Source organism: Streptomyces sp. S186 (assembly GCF_051603415.1).
In the GTDB taxonomy this organism is placed as follows: domain Bacteria; phylum Actinomycetota; class Actinomycetes; order Streptomycetales; family Streptomycetaceae; genus Streptomyces.
Map to the genome: position 1 here is coordinate 134,018 of NZ_CP193932.1, position 13,648 is coordinate 147,665.

The 13,648-nt window shown below is 70.2% G+C and carries 6 protein-coding genes; 4 read left to right on the top strand and 2 right to left on the bottom strand.

The features are described from left to right. The first annotated feature begins 545 nt into the window (after window positions 1-545). A complete protein-coding gene (locus ACRAS8_RS00590; protein ID WP_438483737.1) occupies window positions 546-1,565 on the top strand; it encodes an SDR family oxidoreductase in 1,020 nt (339 codons plus the stop codon). Next, window positions 1,562-2,812, top strand: a complete 1,251-nt coding sequence (locus ACRAS8_RS00595) for an aspartate aminotransferase family protein (protein WP_438483738.1) — start codon at window positions 1,562-1,564, stop codon at window positions 2,810-2,812. The genes ACRAS8_RS00590 and ACRAS8_RS00595 overlap by 4 nt, the downstream gene beginning before the upstream one ends. 29 nt (window positions 2,813-2,841) lie before the next feature. On the opposite strand, the gene ACRAS8_RS00600 is transcribed toward ACRAS8_RS00595, so the two are convergent. Further along, a complete protein-coding gene (locus ACRAS8_RS00600; protein ID WP_438483739.1) occupies window positions 2,842-6,723 on the bottom strand; it encodes an amino acid adenylation domain-containing protein in 3,882 nt (1,293 codons plus the stop codon). 1,479 nt (window positions 6,724-8,202) lie between these two features. Between ACRAS8_RS00600 and ACRAS8_RS00605 the strand changes: the two genes are divergently transcribed. Together ACRAS8_RS00605 and ACRAS8_RS00610 are read left to right on the top strand one after the other, a co-directional pair. Next, window positions 8,203-9,243: a type III polyketide synthase gene (locus tag ACRAS8_RS00605; RefSeq protein ID WP_438483740.1), complete on the top strand. Its 1,041-nt coding sequence runs from the start codon at window positions 8,203-8,205 to the stop codon at window positions 9,241-9,243. A gap of 44 nt (window positions 9,244-9,287) precedes the next feature. Next, the gene (locus ACRAS8_RS00610; protein ID WP_438483741.1) at window positions 9,288-11,594 is read left to right on the top strand and encodes an MMPL family transporter; all 2,307 of its coding nucleotides are present in this window, start codon (window positions 9,288-9,290) and stop codon (window positions 11,592-11,594) included. A 116-nt stretch (window positions 11,595-11,710) separates the two neighbouring features. Here the strand turns inward: ACRAS8_RS00610 and ACRAS8_RS00615 are convergent, their stop codons facing one another. Continuing rightward, window positions 11,711-13,426 (bottom strand): protein kinase domain-containing protein, encoded by a 1,716-nt coding sequence (locus tag ACRAS8_RS00615; RefSeq protein ID WP_438483742.1) that lies wholly within the window; start codon window positions 13,424-13,426, stop codon window positions 11,711-11,713. Window positions 13,427-13,648 lie beyond the last annotated feature (222 nt).

Sequence of the window (13,648 nt, forward strand, 5' to 3'; positions counted from 1 at the left end):
CTTCCGAGCCATGGATGAAGGGAAGGCGTGATGTTCGGCAGTCCGGTACGAGTCGGGAATACCCATGCGAACCGGGTGCAGCGTTCCCACTGGATCTGCGGCCGGTGTGTCGGCTTCTGTTTTCTTCGGATACGGCGGCGACGCTCCCACGGCAGTGGGGACAACGCCAGGCATTGCGTACCGTCATGCTAGGTCCCGAAGAGGTGCGCACGCCTGCCGAGAGCTGCGGCCTTCCGCCATCCGGGGACGGTTGCGACGGGCGCGGCACGTGGGACGGGGAAAAGTGCCGCTTCCGGATACGGGTGTGCCGGGTGAACACATTCCAGGGGGATGGCGATCCTGATGGTGTCTCCGGTGGTGGCCGCTCCGACACCTCCATAGCATGGTCCTCGGTTCCTGAAGTGACGGTGCGCTACGTCCGACAGTTTTCCGGCCGCCTCGACGGGCGGAGGTGAACCGTGGGTATCTCTTCTTCCCAGCGCCCCGGGGCGGCACCGCCGGCCCGTTCTCCCGCGGAGAATTCCCGATGGAAGGACACAACACCCATGTGGCAGACCGAAGTCGGGCGCCGACCGCTGAATGTGCTCCTCACCGGCGCGACCGGAGTGGTGGGCAGTGCCCTGCTGCCACACCTCGACACGCACCACGTCACCTGTCTCGTCCACGAGACCGCGCTGAGTGCGCCGAGGGTGAAGACTGTGCGCGGAGACATCAGACTGCCCTGCCTGGGACTGTCCGGTAGTGAATTCAAGGAAGCCTGCGCGGCGATCGATGTGATCGTGCACGCCGCGGCCGACACCAACTTCACCGACGGGCCCGAGCTGGCCGAAACCAATGTCGCGGGCACCCAGCGGATCGTCGACCTCGCCCGGGAGGCCGGGGCGCGACTGGTGTACGTCAGTACCGCGTTCTCCGCTCTGGGCGCCGACGGTGGCTCCTCGGCACCGGCCTACGCCCGGACCAAGGCGCAGGCCGAGGAGCTGGTGGGCGCCAGTGGCCTGCCGGCGGTCATCGTCCGGCCCTCGATCATCGTCGGCGACTCCCACACCGGTCAGATCGCCAGGCACCAGGGGTTCCACAAGGTGTGCGGCGCGATACTGGCCGGCCACCTCCCCCTCATCCCGCTGGATCCCACCCGGCTGGTCGACTTCGTACCGCAGGACGTCGTGGCGCGGCATATCGCCGGCCTCGTCGAAGAGGAGTTTGACCGCCCGGAACTGTGGCTGACGGCCGGATCCCGGGCCCTGCGGGTCGGCGAGGCCATCAGCGAGATCCGCGCCGCCGCGGAGGAACTGGGCCGGCCCGTTCCGGCCGTGCGCCTCGTCGACGAGGATCTGTACGAGCGGCTGATCGTGCCGGTGTTTCTCAAGTCCCTGCCGGAGGACAGCCAGAAGCTGATCAAAGCCCTCGCCGAGCAGCTGACCCCCTACCTGTCCGTACGCGAGCCGTTCCCCAGTGATGTGGCGGAACTGCCCGACCAGAAGGAGACGCTGCGCGCCTCCCTGCTGAGGTGGGCGAAGGCGAGCGGACTTCATGCGCGCAACACTTCGGGAGCGGCGCGGTGACCCCGTCGGATGCCGGCCGGGCGCGGGCGGTCGCACTGGACCACCTCCGCGACCACGTCAATCGCGGCCACGCCCGCATCGCCTCCCTGCTGGGCCTGCCGTTGGAGGTGCGCTCGGACGGTGCCCTGGTGTACGACGAGGAGGACCATCCCTATCTCGACTGCGGGGGGTACGGGGTGTTCCTCCTGGGGCACCGCCACCCGGACGTCGTCGACGCAGTCACGGCACAGTTGGGCAGGCATCCGCTGTCGACGCGCGCACTGATCGAGCCGAAAATGGCATCCGCGGCAGGGACCCTGATCTCGATGGCGCCCGCCGGTCTGCAGTACGCCTTCTTCACCAACTCCGGTACGGAAGCAGTGGAGTTGACGCTGAAGCTCGCCCGGGCGAACGGCTGCCACCGGCTGATCGCCGCCCAGGGCGGCTTCCACGGCAAGACACTGGGGTCGCTCAGCGCGACCGGCAACGCCCGCTACCGGACCGGTCTCGAACCGCTGCTGCCGGATGTGGAGTTCGTTCCGTTCGGTGACACCGACGCCCTGAAGGCCGCACTGCGCGGCGATCCGGCGCGGGCCTGCGTGCTGCTGGAACCGGTACAGGCCGAGGGCGGGGTGCGCATTCCCCGCGAGGGCTATCTCCGGCAGGTGCGCGAGCTGTGCGAGGAGTTCCGCGCGCTGCTCGCCGTGGACGAGATCCAGTCCGGGCTCGGCCGCCTCGGCTCCTGGTGGGGGTGTGACGCGGAAGGGGTGCGCCCGGACCTGCTGACGACGGGGAAGGTGCTCAGCGGCGGGGTCGTTCCGGTTGCCGCGACACTGGCCACGCCCGAGGTCTACGAAGTCCTCAACCGCGACCCGTTGTTCCACTCCTCGACCTACGGCGGCAATCCCCTCGCGTCCGTGGCCGCGGCCACCACGATCGAGGTGCTGCGGCGGGACCGCCTGGTCGAGCGGGCCGGAGAGCTCGGCGGCCGGCTGCTGCCGCAGATCTCCGACGCGCTCGCCGCCGCCGGCCCGCAGGCCATCCGGGAGGTCCGCGGACGCGGGCTGCTCATCGGAATCGAGTTCACGTCCGAGGCGCTGGCCGGGCTGTTCCTGACCCATATGCTCCGCGAGCGGGTGCTGACCTCGTACACGCTCAACGCCAGCAGGGTGATCCGGCTGACGCCGCCGGCGATTCTGGAATCCGACCACATCGACTGGCTGCTGCGTGCCCTGAAGCGGTCCGCCGTGGCGCTGACGGGGGCCTGAAAGCCAGGCACCGGGCGGCAGTTGGAGGGTCAGCCGTTCAGCCTGGCTTGTATGGCCGAGGCGAGTTCGGTGACGCCGGCCTCCTTCAGCGCGCTGTAGTGATCGGTGTCGAGATCGACCACGGTCGGGGGTGTGGCGGAGTAGCCGGACCAGGTGTCGATGAACGAGGAGTCGTCACCGGTGGCCCTGAAGACCGTGACCGGCGCATGGATCTGCCGCGCGGCGAGTTCGCGGACGTTGTACTGGAACTCGTAGGTCAGCGCGACGATCCGGGCGATCCGGCGGATCAGCTGCTCGTCGAGTGCGGGGAGCAGATGGTGGATGAAGGCGACGAAGCTGTTCTCGTCGCGGACGGCCGCTGCACACTCGTCGAGGTCGGGCCCGGTGATGGAGCCGGTGAAGACGGAATACAGGATCGTCAGATACGCCGGGTTGGTGTAGGACGCCTGGCGCCCGTGGCGGTCGGCGTTGGCGTGGTGGACCTTCGGATTGCCCGGGCAGAGCAGCAGCAGGTTGTCCACCGGTTGGCCGGCCTGCTCCAGCTGCCATGCGGCCTCGAAGGCGAGCCGGGCTCCGAAGGAGTAGCCCCACAGGGTGTACGGCCCCTCGGTCTGCACCCGCCGGATCTCGGCGAGGTCGGCGGCGGCCATCTCCCGGATGGTCGGGTAGGGCTCCTCGCCGGAGTTGACCCCGTGTGCCTGGATGCCGTGGAAGGGCCGTCCCATACCTGCCTGGCGTGCCAGCAGGCGCAGGTTCATCGGGTAGCCGCCCAGTCCGGGCCAGCAGAAGACGGGCCGGCCGCGGCCCGCGTCGTGCAGGGGTACCAGTCGGGAGGAGGGCCGGGCGGTGCAGTCGGCGATGCGGGCGGCGAGGTCGCCCAGCTTCGGGTGCTCGAAGACGACCTGGAGCGGCAGCCGGGTGCCGAACTCGCGGTTGATCGTCAGGACCAGCTCGACGGCGGTGAGCGAGTCGCCGCCGCAGGCGAAGAAGTCGTCCTCGGTCGAGACATGGTCGTATGCCAAGGCCCTGCCCCACGCCTCGGCGAGCCACTTCTCGTGCCTGGTCGCGGGGGCGAGGTAGGGGGTGGTGCGGTCCGCCGACCGCACCTGGTCGCAGGCGGTGAGTGCCTTGACGTCGACCTTGCCGTTCGCTGTCAGGGGCAGCCTGTCGAGCACCAGGACCCGGTCGGGGACCATGTAGTCGGGCAGGATGCGGATCAGCTCGTCCTTGATGATCTCGGCCGGGCCCTTCATGTGGACGATGTCCTCGTGCATGCCCTCGCCGCGGATCTGCTCGTCGCTGACCCTGCCGCCGAGGAAGAAGTACGAGGGACCGGTGGGCAGGCCGCGGGCGGCCAGGATGTCGTCGATGCGTTGGGCGGCGGGCAGGGGATGGCCCGTCTTCGAGCTGTATCCCGAGGACATCAGGCCCAGGCGCACGCCGTTGCGTTGCAGGTGGTGGAGTTTTCTGCCCAGGGCCACGTACTCCAGCCAGGGCTGGTCGGCGCGGCTGACGGCGGTGATGCCGAAGCTCGCGCGCCGGTAGACCTGCTGGTTGATGGCGATGACATGCTTGGGCAGTACCAGTTCGTCCGAGAGGTGCACCAACCCGCCGCCGGCGTAGCGGTATTGACCGGTGGGCAGATCCTGGATACGTCCCGGGTGGGACTGCACATAGATCTCGGTGGGATCCTCCCAGGCTTCCCCGTCGGCGGGGCCGATGGCGAACGTGCCCAGGTAGTAGTCCTCGACGGAGACGTCCAGGAGGTCCTTGACCGACTCGTCGTGGGCCAGCGGCCGGATGGCCAGCCCGTAGTCCGGCAGCACCTCCTCGAAGAGTGCGGCCATGTGCCCGGCTTCGATTTCCAGCACTTCCTGGATGTTGTTCTTGTACACCGGTTCCATGGCCCGCTTGCAGCCGAGGAGGTGGACCGACAGACGGCCGTCTGATCGGCGGGAAGGTGATCGGTGGGAAGGGGATCCGTGGGAAGGGGGCCCGATCCGTACGAGAGTGTGGTCGACGGGGTGGTAGTAGTACACGCCGGCCGCGAGTCCCGCTGTGCCGCCGCCGGTTTCCAGGTACAGCTGTGTGGCGTACAGGGCGCCCGGGGAGGCGTAGGCGTACTTCGGCAGCAGCCGCTGGTCGCTGTGGTACGCGCCGAACCACCGCAGCAGCTCGCCCAGTTCCGCGAAGGTCAGCTCGTCCAGTCCGCGGGACCGGCCGGCGACCGGGCGTTCGGCGAGCAGGGCCAGCAGGGCGGCGCGGGTGACCGGTCCCCCGTCGTAGAAGCGGTAGGTCTTGCGGGCGAAGACCTCCCTGCGCTGCCGGGGCGTCTCCTGTCTGCCGGGCAGCTTCACCACGGGCCGACCGGCGAGCTGCTCGCGGCGGCGCAGCCCCGGGTTGGACAACTGCGCCCTGACCTGGAGCCGGCTTTCCTTGGACTGGTGGTGGGCGCCGTGGTTGCCCTGGTCCATCAGTGCCGCTTCCTTGGGGTTCAGCTCGACACAGGCAATCAGGTGCGGCGAACCGGTGCGCTGGTTGTCGGTGACGACGACCGCCGCGCGTCTGACCCAGATGTGTTCCTCGATGGCCAGGGCGACCTCGTCGAGCTCGACGCGGCAGCCGCGCAGTTTGACCTGGTTGTCGGCCCGGCCGGCGAACTGGATGGTGCCGTCCCGGTTCCAGTACGCCAGGTCGCCGGTGCGGTACAGGCGTTCGGTGCGGGTGAACGGCGAGGTGATGAAGCGCTCCTGGGTCTGTTCGGGCTGGTTCAGATAGCCACGTGCCAGTTGGATGCCGCCGATGTACAGCTCGCCGGTCTCCTCGATGCCCACCGGCGCCAGGTTGGCGTCGAGGATGAAGCACTGGGTGTCGCCGACCGGCGCCCCGATGGACACGCTGCCCGTGCAGGCACCGGCCGCGTGCGGGTCCACCAGGCAGGCGGTGGCGTTGATGGTGGCCTCCGTCGGCCCGTACAGGTTGACCAGCGAGACCCACGGCAGTTCGTCGGCCAGCGCGCGGGCGAGCCGCCAGGACAGTGCCTCGCCTCCGGAGAACACCCATCGCAGCGAGGTGCACCGGCCCAACTCCTCGGTGTCCAGCAGCGCTTGCAGCAGCGTGGGCACGCACTGCAACGCGGTCGCCTGGTGTTCGACCACCGCGGCGACCAGTGCCTGCGGGTCCCGGTGGATGCCTGGTGTCCCCATCACCACCCGGCCGCCGACGGCCGGGGCCAGGATCTCCCACTGTGCCGCGTCGAAACTCATCGGTGTCTTCTGCAGCACGGTGACGTCCTGGCCCAGGTAGCCGTAGCGGTGCATCCACCGCATCTGGGAGGCGATGCTGCGGTGCTCGATCATCACGCCCTTCGGCCTGCCGGTGCTGCCGGACGTGTAGATGACGTACGCCAGCGACTCCGGCCGCACCGGCACTTGGGCGAATCTGGTGCGGCAGTCGCTCAGCACGTCGGCCGGGGTGACGATCCGGGTGCCTGTGGGGGCCAGCTCGGCCAGGCGGGCTGCCAGGTGGTCCTGGGTGACGATGACGCGCGTGCGACTGTCGTCGATCATGTAGCGGAGCCGGCTCTCCGGGTACTCCGGCGACAGCGGCAGATACGCCGCTCCGGCGAACAGGATGCCCCACACCCCGGTCATCAGCTCCAGGGACGGTTCGACGAACAGTCCCACGGTGTCCTCCACATCCGCACCGACCTGGCGGAGGTACGCCGCCAGTCCGCGCGCCGCCTCATCCAGCTCGCGGTACGTCAGACACCGGTCGCCGCAGACCACCGCGACGGCGTCGGGCCGCGCCTCGACCTGCTGCCGGAGCAGGTGGGGCAGGCAGCCCGTGCTGCTGTGGTCGATCGGTGCGCGATGCGGTGCGGTCTTCACGGTCTTCCTCTGCGTCCTCATGACACCGATGTACGCGAGCCCGGCCGCGGTGGCGCCGGAGAGGTGGCTCGAACAGCCCCCGCAGGAAAGGGTGATGTGACCACGGCCCCACCACGTCACCGGCCATCAACTGCCGCTGACGGCAGCACTCCGTCTACGGCGGCCGCAGAGTGGAAGCGGCGCCGGATCCAGCACGTCCCCGGGCGGGTGGAAGCCGACCACGAACCACTGCCGATGCCGCCGCGTCGACGTCGGCACCGGCGCCGCCGGCCCGCCGTCGGAGCCCTGCCCGTTGGGCTGTGCCTGGCCCCGCATCCACGAGCGGGCCAGGCATGTACGTAACAGACAGTACGCAGGTGTGCACGACACCATCTCCGATTCGCCGGAGGTGCGCCGGGGGCCGTCGTAAGGCCCTCACCAGCTCTCCAGCCGATCAGCCGAGTTTCCGTTCCCTCCAAGGAACTTCACTGGTACTTACTGATACTTAACCCAACCATACGCGCAACAGGGCCGCGGCTCACGCCGTGGGCTTTCGCTCGGTCGGTATCGGCCTGGCGCCTGCCTGAGCGCCCGGTCCACCCGGGCGGATACGCAGCCCAGCCGGCCCGCTCGTCGGGAGTGCGCCCATTGCGGCTTGGTCCCCTTGAAGGCGGGCGTCGATACGGAATTGGATGGGCGACGCGAACAGCGCCTGGCTCCTCCTCGGCCGTCCCCTCATCCGACGGCCCTGCGACGCGCGCCACGCCGTTCCACGTAAAGACGTCCGCCACGCGCCGAGACGTCTCGCCCGCCCGACGGGCCACGCCCTCCTCCGACACCCCACCACCAACCGCCCGTCGAACCATGAACACCCCTGCGCCCACTGCTAACTGATGCCCCACCCCGACAAGCCGCCAGGACTGTACGTTCGACCAGCTGGTGCCGTGGGAACGCCTGGGATACGTCCACCGCGCCCCGGTGGCACGCCCGCACCCGCCCTGTGGTGTGACGGTGCGTCGGCTGACGTCCGAGAACCATCCCGCCGTCGCCGCACTGGGCGCCGAATCGGCCTGGATTCACACCAGTTGGGGCGGGCCGGCCGTCCCCGAACACCGCCGTCAGCGCCTCGCCCTGGCCTGCGTCACCGCCCTGTGCCAGGACATCGCGGCCCGGGGCCACACCCCCAGCCGGACCTGCTCGCGCAACAACCGCCCCAGCCGACTCCTTGCCTGGACCACCCGCTTCCGCCTGGGACACGAGCTACGTCCACCACCTCACCGGGCAACCGACCCGCCGCGTCCCGGGACTCGCAGCCTGAACGGCGGGGTGACCACCATCCCGCCGAACACTGCCTCGCAGTCACGTGCTGCGCCTGGCGACCGAGCTCGACCTCCGCCCGTCGGCCGTCAGGCGTGGGCCAGGCACACGTGGCGGCCCCACTCCACATCGGTATGATTACCGTACGTATCAGCATGACTGCGGGAGGTGGTCGGAGGTATGGATGGCGGATGCGGTTCGGCAGTGGTGACCGGCGTTGCGGCGGGCCTGCCGGCGATCTCCTACAGTCAAGAGGACTACGCGCGCCTGGAAGGCAACGACGCCAAGCAACGGCTCGTCGACCGGATCGTCGGGTGTTCGGGCATCTCGCGGCGCCACGTGGCGGTGAGCCCACTGCTCGACGACGTCGAGCACTGGTCCACGGCCGCACGCATGTGCCGCTACCAGGAAGAAGCGCTGCCCCTGTGCAAGGACGCCGTGGCATCTGCCCTGAGCCAGACCGGCACCGACCCGGCCGAGGTCGGCCTGATATGCGTCACGTCCTCCACGGGATACGCCGCACCGGGCCTGGACACCCGGCTGGCACGGGACGTGGGGATGCCGTCGTCGGTACAGCGTCTCCTGGTGGGGCACATGGGCTGTCTGGCGGCGCTGCCGGCCATGGCCGCGTGCGCCAACTTCGTCCGCGCGCAGCAGCGCTCGGCCGTGCTCGTCAATGCCGAACTGTCGTCGTTGCACCTGCAGCCACCGCCCTGGGACGCCTGCCAGCAGGTGGTGAACGCGCTCTTCGGCGATGCCGTCACGGCCACCGTCATTCATCCCGGGCGACCCGCCGGAGCCGAGCACGGACTGAAGATCATCGACGTCGCCGCGCAGACCGACACCGAGCACGAGGACTACATGTCCCTCACGGTCGGAGACCACGGCTTCCGGATGGGCCTCTCTCCTCACGTGCCCGAAGTCCTCGAACGCTATCTGCCGAACATGGTCGGCGACCTGCTGTCGCGTCACTCGATCAGCCTCACCGACGTGCACTGGTGGGCGGTCCACCCAGGCGGGCCGCGCATCCTCGACGCCGCCGAGCACAGCCTCGGCCTGCCGCCCGAGGCCGTCACCGCCTCCCGGCACGTGCTGCAGGAACACGGCAACTGCGCCTCCGCGGGCCTGCCCCTCGTGATGGCGGAGCTGCAGCGCCGGTCCCCGTTGGCACCCGAGGAGTACGGCCTGGCGTTGGCCTTCGGGCCCGGGCTGACCCTGTACGCGGTTCTGTTCCTCGGCGTCTGACCCCGTCCAGGGGCAGGGCTCCGAGCCGATCCACAGGAATCACCGTGTCCAGACCCACCCACACCACCACCGCGGCCGAAGACCGGCCCTCCGGGGTCCGGTCCGGAACACCGGCCGACCGCTCCCGGCTCGCCGCGCTCGGACGCCTGGTGGTCCGGCTGCGCCTACCGGTGCTGCTGGTCGCGCTACTGGCCGTGATCGTGGCGGTCCCGATCGGCGGGGGTGTCACCGACCGGCTGTCCAGCGGCGGCTTCACCGACCGTGCGGCGGAGTCGACGAGGGCCGAGACGTTCCTCACCCGCCATTTCGGCTCGGGCGTTCCCAACCTGGCGCTGCTGGCGCGCGCTCCGGGACCGGTCGACGAGCCACGGACCGCGGCCGCCGGGCGGGACCTCACCCGGCGGCTCACCCAGCAGCCGGGCGTCCTGTCGGTCACCTCGTACTGGACCGTCCCGCGCGGCTCGGCGGCGCCACTGAGGGCCCGCGACGGGCGTGCGGCGCTGGTGCTCGTGCGTCTGGGCGGCGACGAGGACCGGGTGCGAAGGAGCGCGAAGCTGCTGGGCCCCCACTTCACCGGCCGTCAGGGGGTACTGCAGGTCTCCGCGACCGGGTTCGCGCAGGTCGCGGTGGAGGTCCAAAACCGCAGCCGACAGGACCTCTTCAAGGCCGAGGCGTATGCGGCGCCGGTCATCCTGCTCATTCTGCTCTTCGTGTTCGGCAGTGCGGCGGCGGCCGTACTGCCCCTGCTCATCGGGGTGTTCTCCATCCTGGGTACGTTCGTCGTCCTACGGGTGCTCTCCGAACTGACCTCGGTGTCCGTCTTCGCGACCAACATCACCACCGCACTGGGGCTGGGACTGGCCATCGACTACAGCCTGTTCATCGTCACCCGCTACCGGGAGGAGCTGGCCCGCGGCCTGGGAACCACCGAGGCGGTCGCGCGAAGCGTCCGCACGGCCGGCCGCACCGTGCTGTTCTCCGCCCTGACGGTGGCCCTCTCGCTCCTCGCCCTGCTGGTCTTCCCGCTGTACTTCCTGCGCTCCTTCGCCTATGCGGGCGTGGCGGTGGTGACGCTCGCGGCGTTCGCCGCGCTGGTGGTGCTGCCCGCGGCGCTGGGGCTGCTCGGCCCGCGCATCGACGCACTCGACGTACGGCGATTGTTCCGGCGCGGAGGACGGCCGGGCTCCGACCGGGACGCGGGGTCCGCGCCGGGCGCCGGGAAGGGCGCTTTCTGGCGGCGGCTCGCCTCCGCGGTCATGCGGCGGCCGGTGCTGTGCGCGGCGGCCGTGGTCGCCGTCCTGGTGGTGCTGGGCCTGCCGTTCACCCGGGTCTCCTTCGGCATGGTCGACGACCGGGTCCTGCCCGCCGACGCGCCCGCGCACCGTACGGCACAGTTCGTGCGGGCAGAGTTCGCCAGCCGCGAGTCCTCCGCCCTGTCCGTGGTGCTGCCCACCGTCGGCGGCTCCGCGCACCGCGAGCAGGTCGCCGCCTACGGCACCCGGCTCTCGGCCCTGCCGGGCGTGGCGCGGGTGGACACCCTCACCGGCTCCTACGCCGCAGGGCGGCAGGTGGCACCCCCCTCCGCCGCCTCGGCCTCCTTCGCCGCGGGCGGCGCCAGTTGGCTGTCGGTGGTGCCGTCGGTCGAGCCGTACTCCGCCGCCGGGACGAAGCTGGTGGAGCGGTTGCGGGCGGACCGCGCACCCGGCCCGGTGCTCGTGGGCGGTGACGCCGCGATGCTCGAGGACACCCGTGGCACGCTCGTCAGCCGGCTCGCCGTGGCCATGCTGATCATCGGCGGCACGACCATGGTGCTGCTGTTCCTGTTCACCGGCAGCGTGTTGATCCCGGTCAAGGCCGTGGTGCTCAATGTCCTCAGTCTGTCCGCGACGTTCGGCGCCATGGTGTACGTCTTCCAGGAAGGCCATCTGCGGGCCCTGGTGGGCGGCTTCACGGTGACCGGCTCGGTGGAGATCACCATGCCTGTGCTGATGTTCTGCGTCGCCTTCGGGCTGTCCATGGACTACGAGGTGTTCCTGCTGTCGCGGATCAAGGAGGTCTACGACGAAACAGGAGACAACACCCTGGCCGTCGCCGTCGGACTGGAACGCACCGGACGCCTGGTCAGCGCCGCGGCTGCGCTGGTCGCCGTCGTCATGATCGCGCTGGCCACGTCCGGCATCACCTTCCTGAAGCTGCTGGGCGTGGGCCTGGCGCTGGCCGTACTGCTGGACGCCACGCTGGTCCGCGGCATCCTCGTCCCGGCTGTGATGCGGCTCGCGGGACGGGCCAACTGGTGGGCCCCGCCGCCCCTGCGCCGCCTGCACGCCAGGCTGGGCCTCTCCGACGAGTGAACGGCGGCGGGTAAGTAGCGGTCGGTGCGGGTGGGGGCGCGGCCAGCCGTGCGGCCAGGGGTGCGGTCGCCCGACTGGGCGTTGCCGGTGGGCTGTCCCCCGTCAGCGAGAGGAATTCAGCGCCCGCGCGTCGTGAAGCCGTCCTTGACCTTGTCGAAGAGGGGGCGGGAGGTGTCCCACTGCGATTCCGGCGCCGAGAGGTAGATGTCGTACTCCCGGCCGCCCTCGCGGCCGAAGCCGAGCTCGATGCCACGGTACGAGCGTTCCCGCCCCCCGAACGTGAACTCCCATACGACGGCCGGCTGGTCCCGGAACGCGGTCTGCTGCATCCGCAGCCTGCGGTACACGGAGTAGTTGAGCTTGGTGTTCGCCTCCATGTCCATGAAGTGCGGCATGGGGTTCGACCCGGCGGGCTCCGTCATTCCGACCGTGATGCTGACCCGACCGGACGCGTAGATGACGGTGTCGCGCGTCCGCTTGATGGCCTTCCAGCCGTCCGGCACGCGGAAGACCGCGCCGATCTCGCTGACCTGGTGAAAGCCCTGGGGCATGGGCGGCGGGGTGTACGAGGGGGTTGCCGAACCAGGGGTCTGCCTGGCGTCGGTGCTGGGGGTGGTGTGCGGTGGGCTGCTGACCTCACGCTTCGACATCGCGTACATCGTGCCTGCGACGGCCGCCGCCGCAACCGTGAGGGCGACGGCGGTCGTCACCAGGCCACGGCGCCTGCCGCGTCGACGCCGTTCCCCGGCGCCTTCGGCCCGGGCGCGTTCGGTCGGCATCGTCTCTTCGCCGGTGGGGCGGGACGGGGCCTGGCTGGTACCGGTAGCGGTAGCGCCGATACCGGTAGCGGTAGCGATGTACGGGGCCGCGGCGGGCCCCGGAGCCGCGGAATCCCGAGACAGGGCCGCCGTCGGTCCGCTCGCGCCCATCGGCGCGGTCGATGCGGTGGGGGCGGTCGGCGCGAGGGGGGCGCTTGGGACGCTGGGTGAGGTTGGGACGCCGGGCGCAGTCGCTCCGCTGGACCGCACGGCCCGCAGGGCCCGCTCGGTCTCCTCCGCGGACGGCCGTTCGTCAGGCTCCTTGGACAGCAGGGCCGAGATGAGCGGTTCCAACGGCCCGGCCAGTTTCATCGGTTCCAGCGGGTCGACGGCGATGGCGTAGGCGGCCTCCATCGCGGTCGGCCGGTGGAACGGCGGCCGGCCCTCCACCGCCTGGTACAGCGTGGCACCCAGCGCCCACAGGTCCGAAGCCGGTCCGGGCTTGCGCCCGCGTACCCGTTCGGGCGCCATGTAGTGGATGGAACCCACCATTTCGCCGGTCTTGGTCAGGGTCGAGGCGTCGGCGGTCATGGCGATACCGAAGTCCGTGAGCACCACCCGGCCCTCGGCGCCGAGCATGACGTTGCCGGGCTTGACGTCGCGATGCAGTACGCCCGCGCTGTGCGCGGCCCGCAGGGCCGCGACCATGCCCAGTCCGATACGGGCCGCCTCCTCCGGCGCGATGGTCTGATGCTGCCTGATGTGCTCACCGAGGGTGACTGCCGGCACATATTCCATGACGATGCAGGGCTGACCCGCGTCATCCACGACGTCGTGGACCACGACCACGTTGGGATGCACGATGCGGGCGGCGCTACGCGCTTCACGGCGCATGCGCTCATAGAGGGTGGCCAGCTCGTCATCGGACAGCTGCGGCTGCACGTGCAGCCGCTTCAGCGCGACCTGGCGGCCCAGAACCTCGTCCTGCACCCGCCACACCGTGCCCATGCCGCCACGGCCGATCTGCTCCGTGAGCCGGTAGCGCCCGGCGACGAGCCTCCCCTCGTCCCCCACTGCCTGCCCTCCACCAGCTTTCGGCCACGTTCCGGTCGTCGTTTCACCATAGTCGTCGTCCCCTGCCGAAGAGCCAGGCGGGTCGCGCGCGGCAACAGCCGACTGAAGGACGCCGGGGTCCGGGGACACCTGACGGAGCCTGAGGACGACGGTTGGTGATGATGGGTGCACCATGCGTAATTCCCGGACGCGCCACCGCTGGCAACTTGAGTTGCTGCGCCG

What these genes read in the sequence shown, in the direction of transcription:
- ACRAS8_RS00590 (WP_438483737.1), top strand. Translation starts at nt 546, where the DNA reads ATGTGGCAGACCGAAGTCGGGCGCCGACCGCTGAATGTGCTCCTCACC.
- ACRAS8_RS00600 (WP_438483739.1), bottom strand. Translation starts at nt 6,723, where the DNA reads ATGAGGACGCAGAGGAAGACCGTGAAGACCGCACCGCATCGCGCACCG.